The organism is Bacillus pumilus (assembly GCF_009937765.1).
Taxonomy (GTDB): domain Bacteria; phylum Bacillota; class Bacilli; order Bacillales; family Bacillaceae; genus Bacillus; species Bacillus pumilus_O.
This window is the reverse complement of sequence record NZ_CP047089.1, coordinates 2,406,294-2,425,347: the sequence shown is the minus strand read 5'-3', so window position 1 is coordinate 2,425,347 and position 19,054 is coordinate 2,406,294. Positions and strand designations below refer to the sequence as shown.

Genomic DNA, 19,054 nt, shown 5'->3' with positions numbered 1-19,054 from the left:
TCGATTCATATAAAAAATGGGTAAATCATGGTACGATAATGAAGGATAATGTAGGGAAAGAGGTCTGGTTATGATCGCAATCATCTCAGCAGGTTTAGCTCCCGGCATCGCACTTTTAAGTTATTTTTATTTGAAAGATCAGTACGACAATGAGCCGGTACACATGGTCATCAGATCTTTTATGCTAGGCGTTATACTTGTGTTTCCAACCATGTTTATTCAATATGTCCTACAGGAGGAGCATATCACCACGAACCCTATCTTGATTTCATTTGTGACGTCGGGCTTTTTAGAGGAATCTTTAAAATGGTTTATTTTAATGGTCAGCGTCTATGCACATGCCCAATTTGACGAACACTATGATGGGATTGTATATGGAACAAGTGTCTCACTTGGTTTCGCCACACTTGAAAATATTCTTTATTTAGTCGGTCACGGGGTTGAATATGCGTTTACCCGTGCTTTATTACCCGTCTCAAGTCATGCTTTATTCGGTGTTGTGATGGGGTTTTATATCGGCAAAGCCCGCTTCTCTGAAAAAAAAGAGCAGCGCAAATGGCTGATTCTTTCTTTAACGCTTCCTGTGCTTTTTCACGGCCTTTATGATTTCATATTGTTAGGGATGAAAAATTGGGGATATATCATGCTGCCATTCATGATTTTTTTATGGTGGTTTGGCCTGCGAAAAGCAAAAAAGGCTCGTTCTGTGAAAATGGTGCAAATTTAAAAAAACGTCTTATCAGTTGATAGGGCGTTTTTTTGTCTTTTCATCCATTTCTCTCCTGTGTTGAATGTATAAAAATAGGGATTGGAAGAAATATATATTCAAACATCAAAAGTACAGGAGGATCAAAAATGGACAAAGCTCGTTTCATGAAAAAAATCGTCCTTATCTTCTCAATCGTTCTACTCGCAACCTCACTAATGACAACTGAAAAGAGTGAAGCCTTCACAAGTCAAGTCATTCAGCGTGGTGCAACAGGAGAAGATGTAGTCGAGCTGCAAGCACGGCTCCAATACAATGGCTTTTACAATGGCAAAATTGATGGTGTATATGGCTGGGGGACGTACTGGGCCGTTCGCAACTTTCAAAGCCAATATGGTGTAAAGAAGGTCGACGGACTTGTAGGTAAACAAACAAAAAGCCTCTTAGTTCAAAAGACAAAATACTATAAAGACTTTGTTCAGCAGCAGCTGCAAAAGGGGAATGAGTTTACCCATTATGGCGGGAAACCTCTTGATCAGCAAACGAAAGCTCCAGCGAAAAGAAGTTCACAAAAAAAGACAGCTCAAGGTGCAAAAGAGAATCAAAAAAGTCAAGGTGGAGCATCTGGAAAGTCTGCGAAACAGTCAGGCAATCAGCAAGCAAATCAAACACCGAAACAAACGGCAGCCAACATGCCAGGTGGTTTTTCTAGTAATGATATTCAGCTCTTATCACAAGCGGTATATAGTGAAGCAAGAGGCGAGCCGTATGAAGGACAAGTGGCGATCGCTGCCGTCATCTTAAACCGTTTGAACAACTCGACTTTTCCAAATACAATCGCAGGTGTTATTTTTGAACCGCTTGCATTTACAGCTGTGGCGGATGGTCAATTTTATATGTCACCTAATGAAACTGCAAAAAAAGCTGTATTTGATGCCATTAACGGCTGGGACCCATCTGAGAGTGCCGTCTATTACTTTAATCCTGATACAGCGACTAGCCCATGGATTTGGGGTAGACCACAAATTAAACGCATTGGGAAACATATTTTCTGCGAATAGAAAGAGGTGTAAATAAATGATCAGAGGAATATTGATTGCCATTTTAGGAATTGCTGTTATCTCAACAGGTTATTGGGGCTATAAAGAGCATCAAGAAAAAGACGCAGTGCTTTTGCACGCAGAGAATAACTATCAGAGGGCCTTCCACGATTTAACGTACCAAGTGGATCAGCTGCACGACAAACTTGGAGCAACGCTTGCGATGAACAGCCAATCGTCGATTTCACCAGCACTTGCAGATGTATGGAGAATGTCTTCAGAAGCACATAACAATGTGAGTCAGCTTCCGCTTACATTAATGCCTTTTAACAAAACGGAAGAATTTTTGGCGAATGTCGGAGACTTTAGCTACAAATCATCAGTGAAATCCCTATCAGATGAACCGTTAAACAAAAATACGCACAAAACCATTACGTCATTATATCAACAAGCATCTGATATTCAAAACGAACTGAGACAAGTGCAGCATCTCGTCCTCAACAAAAATTTAAAATGGATGGATGTTGAAATGGCACTTGCTGATGGTGACCGAAAGAATGATAACACCATCATTGACGGGTTGAAAACAGTCGAGAGAAATGCAGATGCATTTGCAGATGTCGATCTCGGACCGACAAATGTGTCGACAGAAGCAGAAACACGTGGCTACAATCATTTAAAAGGAAAAAAGATTTCAAAGAAAGAAGCGATACGCATAGCCCAGCAATTCACACCTGATCATAATCAACATTTTAAGGTGAGAAAAAGCGGAAGTAAAACCAATCGAGATGTGTACAGCTTATCAATGTCAGATCCTGATAGTAAAGCGAATTTCTATTTAGACTTGACTGAAAAAGGAGGGCATCCCGTTTACCTTCTTCAAAATCGAGACGTAAAAAAACAGAAAATCAGTTTAAACCAAGCATCAGAAAAAGCACTCAGCTTTTTAAAGAAGCAAGGATTTGATGCAGAGTCTTTCCATTTAGATGAAAGTGCGCAATTTGATAATATCGGTGTATTTACCTATGTACCACTACAAAAAAATGTACTGCTGTATCCAGATAGTATACGCATGAAGGTCGCATTAGATGATGGAGAAGTGGTTGGATTTTCAGCAAAAGACTATTTAACGAATCATAAAACAAGAGACATCAAAGCACCTAAAATCTCACAAAAAGAAGCGAAGAAAACACTCAATCAGCATGTGAAAATCGAAGATACTCATGTGGCAATTGTTCAAAACGATATGTCAGAAGAAGTTTTATGCTATGAGTTCCTTGGAACGATAAAAAATGATACGTACCGAATGTTCATTAATGCGGATACCGGAAAAGAAGAACGAGTAGATAAACTAAAAAACGCAGAACCTATATATAAAGACCTATAGAAAAGGAAGTGAGGAAAAGGCGAATAAGCCTTTTCCTTTTGTTTTATACATGGTTTAATATAGGAGAGGATATGATTTCACAGATGAAAGAGTGATGAGGAATGTTACAAATAGGGGATGCAATCACAATTGAATATGTCAATGAGAACAAAGAAGTGAAAACTGCAAAATCGAAAGTTTTGGAAAATAATAACGATGATATTTGCATTAATTATCCAGCTGATAAAGAAACGGGACGCACGATCTATTTGAACCAGCAAACAGAAATCACCGTTTTCTTTTTCGATGAAAGTCAAATTCCATACAAATGCACAAGCGAAGTCATAGGCAAGAAGAAAGAAGATATTCCGATGATCGTCATTTCCATTCCGCCAAAAGAAGAAATGATTCGACTTCAGCGGAGAGAATATCTGAGAGTCGATACTATGGTCAAAGCCGCGATCACGCAAACGGGTGAAGAATCCTTTGACACGTTTATTGTCAATATGAGTGCTGGCGGCTTAGCCATTGCTGTTCCTGAAGGTGTCTCATTGAAAGAAGACGGAGAAGTGATCACAGAGTTTGAACTTCCGCTGAAAGAGCCTGTCAAAATTAAAGCGGTTGCAGAGATGAGCCGAGTCTATCAAGATGAGCAGACTGGTAAAACAAGAGCGATCATGGAGTTTTCTGAGATCTCAAATGATCAGCAGCAGCACATTATGAAGTACTGCTTCCAGCAGCAGCTTTTAACACGTGTGAAAAAAGCATAAGAATAAAGGATGTTAAAAGCTTCCATACTAGAGGTGATAGATTCTAGCGTGGAGGCTTTTTGTATGAAGACAATGGAAAGATGGTTATTTAAAGCGGTGCTCATTCAGCTTGTCTTATTATTAGCCGTTCAGATTACACTTCATTTGACGAAAGGAGAACTATTTTTGTCAAAAGTCGTGCAATACGAGGGTGTAAATAACATGAGCATTGAAGATTGGATCGAGACGTTTAAGCAGAAGGATTGATAGAAAATTCCCCCGTTTGACCGGTGATCGTGTTACAATTCATAAGGGAGATTCAATCAAGGAGAGGTATTATGAAAAAGAAATTATCTATCGCAATTGACGGTCCTGCTGCAGCAGGAAAAAGCACTGTGGCAAAAATTGTCGCAGCAAAAAAATCATATATTTATATCGATACAGGTGCCATGTACCGAGCGATTACACTTGCGGCACTTCAACATGGTGTAGATCTTGAAGATGAGCAGGCACTTGATGCACTACTGAAAAAAACTGTGATTGAACTTGTCTCAACAGGCGAGGGTCAAAAAGTTCATCTAGACAATACAGATGTGACAGAGGAGATTCGCACAGACCGCGTGAGCAACCAAGTATCGGTTGTCGCAAAGCACAGAGCTGTTCGGGAAGAAATGGTCCGCAGGCAACAAGAGCTTGGTAAAAAAGGCGGTGTCGTCATGGACGGAAGAGACATAGGTACCCACGTTCTTCCTGATGCCGAAGTGAAAATCTTCTTGCTTGCCTCTGTAGAAGAAAGAGCAAAACGCCGCTTTGAGGAGAATCAGAAAAAAGGCTATGATGTCAATTACGATCAGCTGATCGAAGAGATTGCAAGGCGTGACAAGCTTGACTCTGAGCGCGAAGTTTCACCGCTAAAGAAAGCGGATGATGCCATTGAAATTGACACCACTTCTCTTTCCATTCAAGAGGTAGCAGGTAAAATTTTAGATGCAGCAGACCGCGTAGAGAAACAGTAAGAAATTTTAGAAAACTTTTATAAGTTAGAGGTTTATCTCTTGACAAACAAGGTCTTTTATTAGAAGTTTATACTAATACTATTTTTATTGATCATTCAAGCAATTCTGTTGATTTGAATGTTTCTATAATACATACTCGGCTGGCAATCATCATGCTTAAGACACATATTCACCCAGTCGTTTTAACTAAGCTGTGTAGGTTTGGACCAAGGAGGTTATCGAAATGACAGAGGAAATGAATCAAATCGATGTTCAGGTACCAGAGGTTGGAGATGTAGTGAAAGGGATTGTTTCTAAAGTTGAGGACAAGCATGTCAATGTAGATATCGTCAATGTGAAACAGCCTGGGATCATCCCAATCAGTGAATTATCAAGTCTTCACGTTGAAAAAGCATCAGATGTCGTGAAAGATGGCGACGAATTAGAGCTTAAAGTAACCAAAGTCGAAGACGATGCTTTGATTTTATCGAAACGTGCTGTTGATGCAGACCGCGCTTGGGAAGACCTAGAGAAAAAGTTTGAAACAAAAGAAGTATTTGAAGCTGAAGTAAAAGACGTTGTAAAAGGTGGTCTTGTCGTAGATATTGGTGTGCGTGGATTTATTCCTGCATCTCTTGTAGAAGCGCACTATGTTGAGGACTTTTCAGACTACAAAGGTAAAACACTCTCACTTGTCGTGGTTGAACTTGACCGCGAAAAAAATCGTGTAATTCTCTCGCACCGTGCAGTAGTGGAGCAAGAGCAATTAGACAAAAAGCAAGACTTCTTGCAAAAACTTGAGGTAGGCAGTGTGATTGACGGTAAAGTGCAACGCCTTACTGATTTTGGTGCATTTGTAGACATTGGCGGCATTGATGGATTGGTTCACATTTCTCAACTATCCCATGCGCATGTTGAAAAGCCATCTGACGTAGTGGAAGAAGGCCAGGAAGTCCAGGTCAAAGTACTAGCTGTTGATCGTGATAACGAGCGTATCTCACTATCTATTAAAGAAACATTACCAGGACCTTGGAGCCAGATTGGCGAAAAGGTAAAACAAGGTGATGTGCTTGAAGGAACTGTCCAACGTCTTGTAAGCTTTGGTGCATTTGTTGAAATTCTGCCAGGCGTCGAAGGACTTGTGCATATTTCCCAAATCTCTCATAAACATATCGGTACACCGCATGAAGTCCTTGAAGAAGGGCAAACTGTGAAAGTCAAAGTGCTTGATGTGAATGAAGATGAAGAGCGCATTTCACTAAGCATTCGTGATTTAGAAGAAAATCCTGAAAAACAAATCGAAGAGAATTATCGTCAATATCAGGCGAAAGAAGAAAACACAAGCGGATTCCAGCTTGGTGACCTGATCGGCGATAAGCTCAATAAATTAAAATAATTTGGTGATCAAAATTGACGCGAGCAGAAAGAAAGAAACAGCATATTGAACATGCCTTGTCCACTGGACAGCATGCAGAAACAGGTTTAAAAGATGTTTCCTTCGTTCACGTCGGTTTACCAGATCTTGCGACATCACAAATTGATACACATACAACAATTGGCGGACTGACTTTCGGTTCGCCAATTTTTATCAATGCAATGACTGGCGGGGGCGGAAAATCGACCTATGAGATAAATCGCTCTTTATCAATCGCAGCGAAGGAAACCAATATTCCGGTGGCAGTTGGATCACAAATGGCTGCGCTAAAAGATAAAGAAGAAAGACGTACGTATGAAGTTGTTCGAAAAGTGAACCCAAATGGAATTGTCTTTGCGAATTTAGGCAGTGAGGCAACGATCAAACAAGCGAAGGAAGCAGTTGAGATGCTGGAGGCCAATATGCTCCAGATTCATTTAAATGTGATTCAAGAGATTGTCATGCCTGAAGGAGACCGTGATTTCAGGGGGGCACTTGAGCGCATCGCAGCTATCGCCGAATCAGTTGGTGTGCCTGTTGTCGTAAAAGAAGTTGGATTTGGTATGAGCAAGGAAACGGCCAAAAAGTTATTTCATGCTGGGGTTGCTGCCGTTGATATAGGGGGATTTGGTGGTACGAACTTTTCTAAGATCGAAAATCTTCGCCGCCAAAAAGCTCTTCATTATTTTGATCAATGGGGGATTCCAACTGCAGCGAGTCTTGCTGAAGTACATACAAGTTTTCCAGACCAAACGGTTTTAGCCTCGGGAGGTATACAAGACGCCCTTGATGTCACAAAATCAATTGCTCTTGGCGCATCCGCTGCTGGTCTAGCTGGCTTTTTCTTAAAATCACTGACTGACGGTGGGGAAAAAGGTCTCATCGCAGATATGATAGATCTTCAAGAAGATGTGAAGATGATGATGACAGTCCTTGGCGCGAAGACCATTGAAGAACTGAGACAAACCCAAGTAGTCATTTCAGGTGATACAAGTCATTGGCTCAAAGAAAGAGGCATCGACACAACGTACTATAGTGTAAGAACAAATAAGAAAAAGGGTTAAAGCGAGTTTAGCCCTTTTTCATCTAAGGCATGTGGTGATCACATGCTTTTTTTATTGATTTCTTTTTCGTGCGCTATCTGGACCTTCTAGTGCTGTTGCCCCTTTATAATGAATGGATTGATCACGGTCGGATTCCACTCTTTTTGATGCCTTTAAACGTTTTTCTTGTCTATCTCTTCCCATCATACATCCCTCCTCATCCATTAGGGTGTCACCTCTTGTTTTTTTCATACAATGCCCAAAGCGATCCCTTACGTTTAAAAAATGGTGATTTTCCCATAATGTAATTGAGGTGATGAGACGTTGGAAGCTTTGTACTATTATTGGTCCATATGGTTCGTTTGGATTATCGTGACATTTATTATGGAAAAAAGCTTATGGCGCAATGTGTTAGGCATCTGTGTTCTTGTCCATATTATATGTAGTCATTTCATGATATCCATGTTTGACATGAGCCTGAATGCGGGGTATTTGATGACCTTTTTATATGCATGTGCAGGTTTTGTTCTATGCCGGTCTGGTCATCAAATAATGAGAATCATACAATTAGGTTCTATGGTGAGCGCATATGCCTTTTTTATGATTTTTGCATTATATGACCCGGTTTGGTTCACGCTAATAAAAGTGGATTGGGTCGTATTTGCCTTGCTGATCTTAATGTCTTTGACATATGGACATGATTTCAAAGAACGAGTCACCTTATGGATGATGTCTATATGTCTTGGCGAAGCCCTTTATGCGCTCACGATTCACCGCCTGACATCATCGATTGTCATAGGAGATCTCTCTTTTCTGTCCCTTGTTGTTCAAGGGTCCATCTTCCTATTAGGTGTCGATCAGCTTGAAAAGCTCTTGAACGCCCGTTCATCAAGAAAACCAGTAAAAGGGGCTGCAAAATCAACATGACGGATTATACGTTTCCTGTGATTATTGGTGTCATCTTTGGGATGGCGGCAAGGCTTTATATGTTAAGAACAGATTACCGGCAATATCCTACGTATATTCATGGACAAGTAATTCACATTGCGCTTGGTTTTATCGCTTCAGGACTTGGTGCGATCATTATGCCTGCACTCATTCAGGAGGAATTTACGGCGATTACGTTTCTCACACTGGCGGCCACGCAATTCCGAGATGTCCGCAATATGGAAAGAAATACGTTAACTCAGATGGATTCATATGAGCTAGTATCAAGAGGTAGTACATATATAGAAGGCATTGCCATTGCCTTTGAAAGTCGAAATTATATTGCGATTCTCACGGCGCTGATTACGACCACAGCTTGCATTTTCTTCTCGCTCATTATTGGGACAGTGGTCGGTATTCTTTGTTTTTTCTTGGCAAAGCTATTAATGTCTGGCAGTCAATTAAAGGATATTGTCAACATACAAAAAGGAGAGCTCCGCTTTGATGGGGCAGGGCTTTATGTGAATGATATTTACATCATGAATATCGGACTGCCCGAAAAGCAAAAGCTCATTTTAGAGCATGGGATGGGTTTTGTTTTGACACCGAAAAATTTCAACGCAGCCACAACAATTGCTAACCTTGGGCAGCGGCAAGCCATCTTATTTGATTTATCCAATGTACTTGGTGTGTATCGCGACTCTGGTGAACCTTCGCTCTGTCCGCTCGCAAAACGAGATCTAAATAACGGCACACTTGGTGTGTTCATTTTACCGCAATGGTATCGTGAAGATCTGGCTGTCCGTGTATTAGAAGAAGTACCCATTTTAGAAAATGCCATCAGAATGCCGACAGAGTTCATAAAAAAGAAAGTGAGGTAATAGGGCATGGCGAACACCATTGAACAATTTATACTCGCTGTGGCTACAACAAATAAAGAGCGAGTCATGGGCGGAACAGCAGTTTTTTTCTGTGAAAATAAAGAAGAACTCGACATGTACGCGATGAATTTAGAGGCCATTTTAGATGGCATTGCACACGGAATTGGAGAAGACCTTTACTTGATTGTCAAACATTTTTAAGTTATTCATTGTGGTCTGATTAAAAATTGATATAATATATAAGTTGAACCCTTCATGTTTGAAGGGTTTATTTCATAAAACTGAATGAAAATTTTAAATCCCGGTTGAAACATGATGATGAACATATTGAATCGCGGCTGGATTGAAAGGAAGGGTACTATGGGTAAACCTGTCGTAGCCATTGTTGGAAGGCCCAACGTTGGAAAATCTACAATTTTTAATCGAATCGCAGGCGAAAGAATATCGATTGTAGAAGACACACCTGGTGTAACAAGAGATCGAATTTATAGCTCTGCTGAATGGTTAAATTATGACTTTAACTTAATAGATACTGGTGGAATTGATATTGGTGATGAGCCATTTTTAGCGCAAATTCGCCATCAAGCAGAAATTGCAATGGATGAAGCGGATGTCATCATCTTTATGGTGAATGGCCGAGATGGTGTGACATCAGCGGATGAAGAAGTCGCAAAAATTTTATATCGCACGAAAAAGCCAGTTGTACTTGCTGTTAATAAACTGGACAACCCTGAAATGAGAAGTGATGTGTATGACTTTTATGCACTAGGGTTTGGTGAGCCATATCCGATTTCTGGAACGCACGGATTAGGTCTTGGTGATCTACTTGATGCAGTTGCAGAACACTTTAAGAACTTACCAGATACGCAGTATGATGAACAAGTTGTCCAGTTCTGCTTAATTGGCCGCCCGAATGTAGGGAAATCTTCTTTAGTGAATGCGATGCTCGGAGAAGACCGCGTCATTGTCAGCAACATCGCCGGCACAACGAGAGATGCTGTCGATACGATGTTTGCGTACAATCAGCGTGACTTTGTCATTGTTGATACAGCAGGTATGAGAAAAAAAGGAAAAGTATACGAAACAACAGAGAAATACAGTGTGCTTCGTGCATTAAAAGCCATTGATCGTTCTGATGTTGTCGCTGTTGTTCTAGACGGTGAAGAAGGCATTATTGAGCAAGATAAACGTATTGCAGGCTATGCACACGAAGCTGGTAAAGCCGTTGTAATCGTTGTGAACAAATGGGACGCTGTTGAAAAAGATGAGCGTACGATGAAGGAATTTGAGCAAAACATTCGTGAGCATTTTCAATTCCTAGATTATGCACCTGTCTTATTTATGTCTGCTCTCACGAAAAAGAGAATTCATACGTTAATGCCGTCCATTATTACAGCTAGTGAAAATCATGCGATGCGCGTTCAAACGAATATTTTGAACGATATCATCATGGATGCAGTCGCAATGAATCCAACACCGACACACAATGGACAGCGCCTGAAAATTTATTATGCGACACAGGTGGCCATTAAGCCTCCGTCCTTTGTTGTGTTTGTAAACGATCCAGAGCTTATGCACTTTTCTTATGAACGTTTCCTAGAAAACCGTATTCGAGATGCGTTTGGTTTTGAAGGAACACCGATTAAAATATTTGCGAGAGCGAGAAAATAAAAAGGGTGAGCAGAATGAAGAAAATTACAGTACTTGGAGCAGGAAGCTGGGGAACAGCGCTTGCTCTTGTATTAGCTGATAATCATCATGATGTACACATGTGGGGACATAGACAAGAGCTCATTGACCAAATCGATGAGAAACATGAAAATCATGATTACTTGCCAAATGTCGCACTGCCAGCGTCTATCAAGGCGACGACAGACATGAAGCAGGCGTTAGAGGGGACAGACGCTATTATTGTCGCTGTACCTACAAAGGCCATTCGTGAAGTGTTGAAGCGGGCAAATGAGCTGATCACGTCAAAAGTGCCGTTTGTTCATGTAAGTAAAGGGATTGAACCAGATACACTTCTGAGAATATCTCAAATGATTGAACAAGAAGTCCCAGACGAGAAAAGAGAAGCTGTCGTTGTCTTATCAGGACCGAGCCACGCTGAGGAAGTAGGCTTGCGTCATCCGACAACTGTCACTGTTTCATCAGAAAATATTGAAGCAGCTCAATTTGTTCAAGATTTGTTCATGAACAACAACTTTAGAGTCTATACAAACCCTGATGTGATTGGTGTAGAAATTGGCGGCGCACTGAAAAATATCATTGCTCTTGCGGCAGGAATCACAGACGGGCTTGGATATGGTGACAATGCAAAAGCGGCGCTCATCACTAGAGGACTCGCTGAAATCGCACGTCTCGGTACAAAAATGGGAGGGAATCCTCTGACATTTGCGGGCTTAACGGGCGTTGGAGATTTGATTGTGACATGTACAAGTGTTCATTCACGTAACTGGCGCTGCGGAAATCTGCTTGGTAAAGGGTATAAGCTTGAAGAAGTGCTCGAGAAGATGGGGATGGTCGTTGAAGGCGTCCGTACAACAAAAGGCGCTTATCAGCTCTCCAAAGAATACAAAGTCAGCATGCCGATTACAGAGGCTCTTTACCACGTCCTGTTTGAAGGGAAAAAGGTGGACGATGCTGTCGAGTCATTAATGGCACGTGTGAAAACACATGAAATGGAAGACCTTGTGAACATGTTTGAGAACCAAACAAAATAAATGGAAGACTAACTTAGGCGTGTAGAGGATGCAAGAAGGGGAAGACTTGCATAACATAGCAATGAAGTTTGAATAGAGCTTTGCCTCTACAGAATGAGGAAAAATAGTCGACCTAATGACTGAAGCGGAGTCCCCCTCTTTGCTTCAGTTTTTTTATGCGCTTTTTTCTGAATGATTGGAAAAATGATTGATATTTACCTTATTTTTGGTTTAGAATGAAATATAAACGCTTACAATTTGTTCGTTTTAAAGGGGGACAGGCACGATGAGTTTTGCTTTAATCAAGATGTGGTTTGCACTTGGTTCAATGGGGCTCATGTTTTTAGCTGTAGTAACCATTTATTTCAGTCGATTTAAGCTGAAGAGCCGGTTTCTTAAAATAACAGCCTCGACCGTCGCATATAGCTTGATGCTGATATCAGGTATCATTGTGTTTTTAGTTGTATTTAGTGGGCCGGTCAATGAATAAAGAAAAGGAAGAATGTGATGATCAAAGCAAAAGTCAGTGTCACGTTGTTAGCACTTATGTTACTAACAGGTTGTCTGTATCCAGAAAATCGCAAAACTGAAAACCGTGTGCCGTACGAAGAGCAGCTACAAAGCGTTCAGACAGCGATTGAGGAATTTCAAAAAGCAACAAATGGTCTTTTGCCGATTGAAACGAAAGAAGGAGACACGCCGGTTTATCAGAAGTACGTCATCGACTTTAAGCGCTTGTCACCAAGATATTTACACGATGTACCGTCTACTTCCTTTGAAGGCGGGGGAGAATATATTTATGTCCTCACAGACGTCGAAAAAAAACCAACTGTAAAACTGCTTGATGTCAAAATGACGCAAACCATCAGTGAATTACGGCTTAGGATCAAATTATATCAAGATGAACATACATATCCGCCATACGGCAAAGTCGTATCAAACAATTTATATACGTTAAATGAAAAAAAGCTAGGCTTAAAATCGCCGCCTACGGTCATGAGCCCTGTGACAGGGAATTCCCTCCCATTACTGATTTCATCAAATGGCGAAATCTATGTGGACTACCGCAGTGATTTTGCTCATATTTTAAAGAATACGAAACAAAAGTTGAAACCAGGTGAAAACATTCAAGATGTCTATTGGCAGGAAACCCCGTTTGTACCCGCGTTTTCTGTCCCATATACCATCAACAAAAAAGGCGAGCCCGACTTTTTAGAAAAAAAGACCTCATAAACAAGAATGAACCTTTTTCCTCTGCATATAAATGAGGAGAAAGGTTTTTTTATGGCTAAACATACTCTCAAAACAAAAAAGGTGTCATATTCAAATAGGACAACGTCATACACATATATTGTCCAGACACCTTTCAAGCAAGTTTGATTGAAGAATAGAGTATTTTATTTGAAAACGAGGATAGCAAGTCCGGGAGGGGATCACTTGGAAAAAGTCGATATTTTCAAGGATATCGCTGAACGAACAGGAGGCGATATATATTTAGGAGTCGTTGGCGCTGTTCGTACAGGGAAATCTACGTTTATTAAAAAGTTTATGGAGCTCGTGGTGCTCCCGAATATCAATAATGAGGCAGATCGTGCAAGAGCACAGGATGAATTGCCGCAAAGCGCAGCAGGAAAAACCATTATGACCACTGAGCCAAAATTTGTACCGAATCAAGCGGCATCGATTCATGTGAGTGACGGTCTTGATGTCAACATCAGGCTTGTCGATTGTGTAGGATACACTGTCCCAGGTGCGCGCGGGTATGAAGATGAAAATGGTCCAAGAATGATTAACACGCCGTGGTATGAAGAGCCAATCCCGTTCCATGAAGCTGCGGAAATTGGCACACGCAAGGTCATTCAAGAGCATTCAACCATCGGTGTTGTGATTACAACGGATGGTTCCATTGGGGAAATCCCAAGACATGATTATATTGAATCTGAAGAACGTGTGATTGATGAACTCAAAGAGGTTGGAAAGCCGTTTATTATGGTGATCAACTCTGTGAGACCCTATCACCCTGAAACAGAAGCGCTGCGGCAGGAACTGAGCCAAAAATATGATATTCCAGTACTCGCCATGAGTGTAGAAAGTATGAGAGAGCAAGATGTCCTCAGTGTGCTTCGTGAAGCATTATATGAATTCCCAGTCCTAGAGGTGAATGTGAACCTTCCAAGCTGGGTCATGGTGCTGAAAGAAGATCACTGGCTGAGAGAAAGCTATCAGGACTCAGTGAAAGAAACTGTAAAGGATATTAAAAGATTAAGAGATGTTGACCGTGTCGTTGGTCAATTCAGTGAATTTGACTTTATTGAAAGAGCGGGCTTAGCAGGGATTGAAATGGGTCAAGGGATTGCGGAGATTGACCTGTACGCCCCAGATGATCTATATGACCATATTCTAAAAGAAGTGGTTGGTGTAGAAATTAGAGGGAAAGACCATCTTCTAGAGCTCATGCAAGATTTTGCGCATGCGAAGACAGAATATGATCAAGTATCAGATGCCTTAAAAATGGTGAAGCAGACGGGATACGGAATTGCGGCTCCGGCTTTGTCTGATATGAGTTTAGATGAGCCAGAAATCATAAGACAGGGTTCGAGATTCGGCGTACGACTAAAGGCGGTTGCACCATCTATTCATATGATTAAGGTAGATGTAGAGAGTGAATTTGCACCGATTATCGGAACTGAGAAACAAAGTGAAGAGCTCGTCCGCTACTTAATGCAAGACTTTGAAGATGATCCGCTTTCGATTTGGAATTCTGATATATTTGGGCGCTCACTCAGCTCCCTTGTCAGAGAAGGCATTCAAGCAAAGCTGTCACTGATGCCAGAAAATGCAAGATATAAACTGAAAGAAACACTTGAAAGAATCATCAACGAAGGATCAGGCGGTTTGATCGCGATTATTCTATAGCATGTGAGACCTCTCATTGACAGGGGTCTTTTTTTGCGTATGGAATGAGTCATAAAAAGACAATTGTATAAAGATTAGTCAGATTCAGGTTGAAATTAGGAATATTCGTTCGCAAAAGTGCCCTTAATCCTTGACGAATAAGGATTCTTACCTTTAAAATGCTTGATATGGTATTTCATATGTGTTAATCTACTTACAGAAAATCTTCACTTTGTTGGACAAACATTCCTTCAAAGAGTTGTTTTCTAATGAAAAGCCATGTATACCGCTTTCTAGACGCTATTTTTTTCGAAAAAAGTGTATAGAAAGAAGATGAATTGTGAAGAAATGATAACAATCTATTGAATGCATATTTTTGGGAGGAGGTGAAAGGCATGAACAAGACAGAACTTATTAACGCGGTTGCTGAAGCAAGCGAGTTATCTAAAAAAGACGCGACAAAAGCAGTTGATTCTGTTTTTGATACAATTTTAGATGCACTTAAAAATGGTGACAAAATCCAACTTATCGGTTTTGGTAACTTTGAAGTACGTGAGCGTTCAGCTCGTAAAGGACGTAACCCACAAACTGGTGCAGAGATCGAAATCCCTGCAAGCAAAGTACCTGCTTTCAAACCAGGTAAAGCACTTAAAGACGCGGTGGCAGGTAAATAATCGTTATGTGTAATGATCCTATTGCAGGAGTTATACATATACAGTTTCGCACTGGTCTAGAAAAGCCCCTTTCATAAGGGGCTTTTCCTTTTGAATCAAAAGGTTTGTTTAGAACGCTCTCCTTTGCTTTTAGGATCTGAAGTGTGCTAGAATCTGATTGAAATGTAATCGCCTTTGGAGGATATAATACATGAGTGAAATAAATAAAGAACTAATCGAACACGCAGTACGCGATATATTAAAAGCCATCGGAGAAGATCCAGATCGTGAAGGACTTCTTGATACCCCTAAACGAGTAGCAAAAATGTATGAAGAAGTGTTCTCGGGATTAAATGAAGATCCAAAAGAACATTTTAAAACCATTTTTGGTGAAGACCACGAAGAACTCGTTCTTGTAAAAGATATTGCTTTCCATTCAATGTGTGAACACCACCTTGTACCTTTTTACGGAAAAGCTCATGTCGCTTATATTCCGCGCGGCGGAAAAGTGACAGGACTTAGCAAACTTGCAAGAGCTGTAGAGGCTGTTGCCAAACGCCCGCAGCTTCAGGAACGCATCACATCGACCATTGCAGATAGTATGGTGGAAACACTCAATCCGCATGGCGTGATGATTGTCGTTGAAGCAGAGCATATGTGTATGACGATGCGCGGAGTGAAAAAACCAGGCGCAAAAACAGTGACTTCAGCAGTACGCGGTACATTTGCAAATGATGCAGCGGCAAGAGCAGAAGTGCTTTCCTTTATTAAAAACGACTAATTCAATAGATGGAAGGTGAACAGATTGAGTGAAAATAAAGCATCTGATTTTGTAGTGATTAAAGCCAATGAAAATGGTGTAAACGTCATCGGCTTAACTAGAGGCTCTGACACAAGGTTTCACCATTCCGAAAAGCTCGATAAAGGTGAAGTGATTATTGCACAATTTACTGAGCATACGTCAGCGATCAAAGTAAGAGGCGATGCTGTCATTCAAACAAGCTTCGGGGAAATTCAAAGCGAAGCAAAGAAATAAATACTTGAATGCACTTGATAGCATCAAAGTGAGAGCTGATATGGTATAATAAATCTCTATACAACGTGCAGGGCTACATATGAAACTGTAATTTTTGGGACAAGGGTGATATCTTTGCAAGACATCTACGGAATTTTATCTAATCTAAATATAAAATTAAATAAAAAGCTTTCTCATCCTTATTTGGCGAAACATTTACGTGCGCCACTCATCGATGAAGATAAGCTCCTTCTTTTTCATGCAATGTTTGATGAAGCTCAAATTGATGCAGAGAAAAAAGAAAATTATATTTTAACGGCGATGCTTGTGCAAATTGCCCTTGATACCCATGACGAAGTCACAACTGCTGCAGCGATCAAACAAGACGAATTCAAAAATCGTCAGCTGACTATCTTGGCAGGAGACTATTTCAGCGGTCTCTATTATTCTCTTCTCTCCGACATGAAAGACATCTACATGATTCGCACGCTCGCAACGGCGATCAAAGAAATCAATGAACATAAAATTAGACTATATGATCGATCCATTCAAGATGCGGCGCACTTTTATAAAAGTGTAGCAACGGTTGAGTCTGCGTTATTCCAAAGGGTTTCTGAGCATTTTCAATTAACGCATTGGAATGAGATTGCAAGTCGTTTCCTTGTTTATAAGCGTTTCATGAAACAAGCAGAAGATGACAAACATTTAAAACTTTTTTTGAACGATAGCCATACGGACGCCTATACATGTTTTGACAACTTTGAGAATGAAGGCTATGAAAAGGCCAGACGATCAATCAAGGAGCATCTCGTTTCATCTCCGGTCGTTCAAAAAGAGCTATTAAATCGCCTGGATCATATGAAAAATGAACCTGCGTATCATCAGAAAGTGGAAGAAGGGTAAGTCATGCAGCAATCAAAAGAACAGCGAGTACACGGTGTATTTGAAAAAATTTATAAAAACTACGATCAAATGAACTCTGTCATCAGCTTTAAGCAGCATAAAAAATGGCGCGATAAAACAATGAAACTCATGAATGTTCAAAAAGGAGCCAAAGCATTAGACGTATGCTGCGGAACAGCCGATTGGACCATTGCGCTTGCTGATGCTGTTGGAGACAAAGGTGAAGTCAAGGGCCTTGATTTTAGTAAAAATATGTTGAGTGTTGGAGAAACGAAGGTGAAGAGTGGGGGCTATAATCAAATTGAATTGCTCCACGGAAATGCGATGGAGCTTCCTTTTGAGGATAACACATTTGATTATGTCACGATCGGTTTTGGCCTACGGAACGTCCCAGATTACTTAACGGTGCTAAAAGAAATGACAAGAGTCGTGAAGCCTGGTGGAATGGTTGTCTGTCTAGAGACATCACAACCTGAAATGATTGGGTTTAAACAAGGCTACTATGTCTATTTCAAATACATCATGCCGCTCTTTGGTAAACTGTTTGCCAAAAGCTATCAGGAGTATTCATGGCTTCAAGAATCAGCCAAAGCGTTCCCTGGCATGAAAGAACTAGCGGCTCTTTTCGAAGAGGCGGGTCTGTCTGATGTCTCGTATCATCCATTTACAGGCGGTGTAGCAGCAACACATATCGGAAAGAAGCTTTGAATAAACGATATTTGGGTGAAAATAATGAAACTAAAAGCAATGATCTCTTTTTTAAATCATGATATCGATATTATCGAAAAAGAGCTTGAACAAACAGTTCGCTCTGATTATGCATTATTAAGTGAAGCAGGTCTTCATTTGCTGCAAGCGGGCGGAAAACGAATCCGTCCCGTTTTTGTTCTCCTTTCAGGCATGTTTGGCGACTACGACATTAATAAAATTAAATATGTTGCCGTTGCGCTTGAGCTCATTCATATGGCATCGCTCGTTCACGATGATGTCATTGATGATGCAGAGCTGAGAAGAGGCAAGCCAACGATTAAGGCAAAATGGGACAATCGAATTGCCATGTACACAGGAGATTATATGTTTGCAAGATCGCTTGAGTATATGACAAAGATCAATCATCCGATGGCACATGAAATTTTGTCAAAGATGGTCGTCGAGCTCTGTCTTGGTGAAATCGAGCAAGTGAAAGACAAATACAATATGGATCAAAACCTGCGTACATATTTAAGAAGAATCAAACGAAAAACAGCCTTACTCATTGCAGGTAGCTGTCAGTTAGGTGCAATAGCAGCAGGTACAGATGAGAAAACACATAAAGCCCTTTACTGGTTTGGCTACTATGTCGGGATGTCCTATCAGATCATTGATGATGTGCTTGATTTCACATCAACTGAAGAAGAGCTTGGTAAGCCTGTTGGAGGGGACCTTTTACAAGGAAATGTCACACTCCCAGTCTTATATGCACTGAAGAATCCTACACTCGAAGGCCAATTAAAGCTGATTAATAGTGAAACAACAGAAATGCAGCTAAAGCCTGTGATTGAACATCTCAAACAAACAGATGCGATCGATCGCTCGATTCGAGTGAGTGAAATGTATTTGAAAAAGGCATTCGAACAGCTAGATAAACTTCCTCGAGGGCGAGCAAGAACATCACTCGCTTCCATTGCCAAATATATTGGAAAACGAAAATTCTAATCAACATATTGTTGATTGGTTTTTTTGTGAAATTTTTTGTCAAAAATTGATTATTGTATAAAAAAATGAT

The 19,054-nt window shown here is 40.6% G+C and carries 23 protein-coding genes; 22 read left to right on the top strand and 1 reads right to left on the bottom strand.

Going from position 1 to position 19,054, the window contains the following annotated elements:
* The first annotated feature begins 70 nt into the window (after window positions 1-70).
* From prsW to fni, 8 genes are all read left to right on the top strand, one after another.
* Window positions 71-727 carry a glutamic-type intramembrane protease PrsW gene (prsW, locus tag GPS65_RS12010; protein ID WP_012010404.1) on the top strand — a complete coding sequence of 219 codons (657 nt, stop codon included), beginning with the start codon at window positions 71-73 and terminating at the stop codon, window positions 725-727.
* Between the two features lie 128 nt (window positions 728-855).
* Window positions 856-1,767, top strand: a complete 912-nt coding sequence (gene sleB, locus GPS65_RS12005; protein ID WP_088000972.1) for a spore cortex-lytic enzyme — start codon at window positions 856-858, stop codon at window positions 1,765-1,767.
* Between the two features lie 16 nt (window positions 1,768-1,783).
* The gene (gene ypeB / locus GPS65_RS12000) at window positions 1,784-3,133 is read left to right on the top strand and encodes a germination protein YpeB (protein WP_012010402.1); all 1,350 of its coding nucleotides are present in this window, start codon (window positions 1,784-1,786) and stop codon (window positions 3,131-3,133) included.
* Between the two features lie 101 nt (window positions 3,134-3,234).
* Window positions 3,235-3,882 (top strand): flagellar brake protein, encoded by a 648-nt coding sequence (locus tag GPS65_RS11995; protein ID WP_088000975.1) that lies wholly within the window; start codon window positions 3,235-3,237, stop codon window positions 3,880-3,882.
* 63 nt (window positions 3,883-3,945) lie between these two features.
* Complete coding sequence (locus tag GPS65_RS11990; RefSeq protein ID WP_003215744.1) at window positions 3,946-4,128, top strand: DUF5359 family protein; 183 nt, start codon at window positions 3,946-3,948, stop codon at window positions 4,126-4,128.
* A gap of 71 nt (window positions 4,129-4,199) precedes the next feature.
* A complete protein-coding gene (cmk, locus tag GPS65_RS11985) occupies window positions 4,200-4,877 on the top strand; it encodes a (d)CMP kinase (RefSeq protein WP_012010399.1) in 678 nt (225 codons plus the stop codon).
* 223 nt (window positions 4,878-5,100) lie between these two features.
* Window positions 5,101-6,252, top strand: a complete 1,152-nt coding sequence (gene rpsA, locus GPS65_RS11980; protein ID WP_003215529.1) for a 30S ribosomal protein S1 — start codon at window positions 5,101-5,103, stop codon at window positions 6,250-6,252.
* Between the two features lie 14 nt (window positions 6,253-6,266).
* A complete protein-coding gene (gene fni / locus GPS65_RS11975; protein WP_012010397.1) occupies window positions 6,267-7,334 on the top strand; it encodes a type 2 isopentenyl-diphosphate Delta-isomerase in 1,068 nt (355 codons plus the stop codon).
* 51 nt (window positions 7,335-7,385) lie between these two features.
* Here fni and GPS65_RS11970 read toward each other — a convergent pair whose 3' ends face one another.
* Window positions 7,386-7,517: a YpzI family protein gene (locus GPS65_RS11970; protein WP_081112329.1), complete on the bottom strand. Its 132-nt coding sequence runs from the start codon at window positions 7,515-7,517 to the stop codon at window positions 7,386-7,388.
* Between the two features lie 120 nt (window positions 7,518-7,637).
* On the opposite strand from GPS65_RS11970, the gene GPS65_RS11965 reads away from it, so the two are divergent.
* The 14 genes from GPS65_RS11965 to hepT all read left to right on the top strand — a co-directional run bounded on the left by GPS65_RS11965 (window position 7,638) and on the right by hepT (window position 18,984).
* The gene (locus tag GPS65_RS11965; protein WP_012010395.1) at window positions 7,638-8,240 is read left to right on the top strand and encodes a YphA family membrane protein; all 603 of its coding nucleotides are present in this window, start codon (window positions 7,638-7,640) and stop codon (window positions 8,238-8,240) included.
* Complete coding sequence (locus GPS65_RS11960; protein WP_012010394.1) at window positions 8,237-9,121, top strand: YIEGIA family protein; 885 nt, start codon at window positions 8,237-8,239, stop codon at window positions 9,119-9,121. Before GPS65_RS11965 ends, GPS65_RS11960 begins: the two co-directional genes overlap by 4 nt.
* Before the next feature lie 6 nt (window positions 9,122-9,127).
* Window positions 9,128-9,322 (top strand): capping complex subunit for YIEGIA, encoded by a 195-nt coding sequence (locus GPS65_RS11955; RefSeq protein ID WP_003215794.1) that lies wholly within the window; start codon window positions 9,128-9,130, stop codon window positions 9,320-9,322.
* A 159-nt stretch (window positions 9,323-9,481) separates the two neighbouring features.
* Complete coding sequence (gene der / locus GPS65_RS11950; protein WP_012010393.1) at window positions 9,482-10,792, top strand: ribosome biogenesis GTPase Der; 1,311 nt, start codon at window positions 9,482-9,484, stop codon at window positions 10,790-10,792.
* Window positions 10,793-10,806: 14 nt separating this feature from the next.
* Entirely contained in the window at window positions 10,807-11,844 is a 1,038-nt protein-coding gene (locus tag GPS65_RS11945) for an NAD(P)H-dependent glycerol-3-phosphate dehydrogenase (protein ID WP_088000979.1), read from the top strand.
* Window positions 11,845-12,109: 265 nt separating this feature from the next.
* Window positions 12,110-12,313 carry a DUF2768 domain-containing protein gene (locus GPS65_RS11940; RefSeq protein WP_034318888.1) on the top strand — a complete coding sequence of 68 codons (204 nt, stop codon included), beginning with the start codon at window positions 12,110-12,112 and terminating at the stop codon, window positions 12,311-12,313.
* 17 nt (window positions 12,314-12,330) lie between these two features.
* Window positions 12,331-13,056 carry a hypothetical protein gene (locus GPS65_RS11935; protein ID WP_088000980.1) on the top strand — a complete coding sequence of 242 codons (726 nt, stop codon included), beginning with the start codon at window positions 12,331-12,333 and terminating at the stop codon, window positions 13,054-13,056.
* Window positions 13,057-13,260: 204 nt separating this feature from the next.
* On the top strand, window positions 13,261-14,739 hold the full coding sequence (gene spoIVA, locus GPS65_RS11930; protein ID WP_008344534.1) for a stage IV sporulation protein A: 1,479 nt from the start codon (window positions 13,261-13,263) through the stop codon (window positions 14,737-14,739).
* Window positions 14,740-15,113: 374 nt separating this feature from the next.
* Complete coding sequence (gene hbs, locus GPS65_RS11925) at window positions 15,114-15,392, top strand: non-specific DNA-binding protein Hbs (protein ID WP_003215863.1); 279 nt, start codon at window positions 15,114-15,116, stop codon at window positions 15,390-15,392.
* Between the two features lie 190 nt (window positions 15,393-15,582).
* Window positions 15,583-16,152 carry a GTP cyclohydrolase I FolE gene (gene folE, locus GPS65_RS11920; protein ID WP_003215789.1) on the top strand — a complete coding sequence of 190 codons (570 nt, stop codon included), beginning with the start codon at window positions 15,583-15,585 and terminating at the stop codon, window positions 16,150-16,152.
* 24 nt (window positions 16,153-16,176) lie between these two features.
* On the top strand, window positions 16,177-16,407 hold the full coding sequence (mtrB, locus tag GPS65_RS11915) for a trp RNA-binding attenuation protein MtrB (RefSeq protein ID WP_003216082.1): 231 nt from the start codon (window positions 16,177-16,179) through the stop codon (window positions 16,405-16,407).
* Between the two features lie 114 nt (window positions 16,408-16,521).
* Window positions 16,522-17,289, top strand: coding sequence for a heptaprenyl diphosphate synthase component 1 (locus GPS65_RS11910; protein ID WP_012010388.1), 768 nt, complete (start codon window positions 16,522-16,524; stop codon window positions 17,287-17,289).
* 3 nt (window positions 17,290-17,292) lie between these two features.
* On the top strand, window positions 17,293-17,997 hold the full coding sequence (locus GPS65_RS11905; RefSeq protein WP_012010387.1) for a demethylmenaquinone methyltransferase: 705 nt from the start codon (window positions 17,293-17,295) through the stop codon (window positions 17,995-17,997).
* Window positions 17,998-18,021: 24 nt separating this feature from the next.
* Window positions 18,022-18,984 carry a heptaprenyl diphosphate synthase component II gene (hepT, locus tag GPS65_RS11900; RefSeq protein ID WP_012010386.1) on the top strand — a complete coding sequence of 321 codons (963 nt, stop codon included), beginning with the start codon at window positions 18,022-18,024 and terminating at the stop codon, window positions 18,982-18,984.
* Window positions 18,985-19,054: the final 70 nt, after the last annotated feature.

Coding starts and splice junctions, on each gene's coding strand:
- sleB (WP_088000972.1), top strand. CDS start 856: ATGGACAAAGCTCGTTTCATGAAAAAAATCGTCCTTATCTTCTCAATC.
- GPS65_RS11940 (WP_034318888.1), top strand. CDS start 12,110: ATGAGTTTTGCTTTAATCAAGATGTGGTTTGCACTTGGTTCAATGGGG.
- GPS65_RS11955 (WP_003215794.1), top strand. CDS start 9,128: ATGGCGAACACCATTGAACAATTTATACTCGCTGTGGCTACAACAAAT.
- hepT (WP_012010386.1), top strand. CDS start 18,022: ATGAAACTAAAAGCAATGATCTCTTTTTTAAATCATGATATCGATATT.
- GPS65_RS11945 (WP_088000979.1), top strand. CDS start 10,807: ATGAAGAAAATTACAGTACTTGGAGCAGGAAGCTGGGGAACAGCGCTT.
- GPS65_RS11905 (WP_012010387.1), top strand. CDS start 17,293: ATGCAGCAATCAAAAGAACAGCGAGTACACGGTGTATTTGAAAAAATT.
- GPS65_RS11935 (WP_088000980.1), top strand. CDS start 12,331: ATGATCAAAGCAAAAGTCAGTGTCACGTTGTTAGCACTTATGTTACTA.
- GPS65_RS11970 (WP_081112329.1), bottom strand. CDS start 7,517: ATGGGAAGAGATAGACAAGAAAAACGTTTAAAGGCATCAAAAAGAGTG.
- GPS65_RS11990 (WP_003215744.1), top strand. CDS start 3,946: ATGAAGACAATGGAAAGATGGTTATTTAAAGCGGTGCTCATTCAGCTT.
- hbs (WP_003215863.1), top strand. CDS start 15,114: ATGAACAAGACAGAACTTATTAACGCGGTTGCTGAAGCAAGCGAGTTA.
- GPS65_RS11995 (WP_088000975.1), top strand. CDS start 3,235: ATGTTACAAATAGGGGATGCAATCACAATTGAATATGTCAATGAGAAC.
- folE (WP_003215789.1), top strand. CDS start 15,583: ATGAGTGAAATAAATAAAGAACTAATCGAACACGCAGTACGCGATATA.
- cmk (WP_012010399.1), top strand. CDS start 4,200: ATGAAAAAGAAATTATCTATCGCAATTGACGGTCCTGCTGCAGCAGGA.
- der (WP_012010393.1), top strand. CDS start 9,482: ATGGGTAAACCTGTCGTAGCCATTGTTGGAAGGCCCAACGTTGGAAAA.
- GPS65_RS11960 (WP_012010394.1), top strand. CDS start 8,237: ATGACGGATTATACGTTTCCTGTGATTATTGGTGTCATCTTTGGGATG.
- rpsA (WP_003215529.1), top strand. CDS start 5,101: ATGACAGAGGAAATGAATCAAATCGATGTTCAGGTACCAGAGGTTGGA.
- prsW (WP_012010404.1), top strand. CDS start 71: ATGATCGCAATCATCTCAGCAGGTTTAGCTCCCGGCATCGCACTTTTA.
- ypeB (WP_012010402.1), top strand. CDS start 1,784: ATGATCAGAGGAATATTGATTGCCATTTTAGGAATTGCTGTTATCTCA.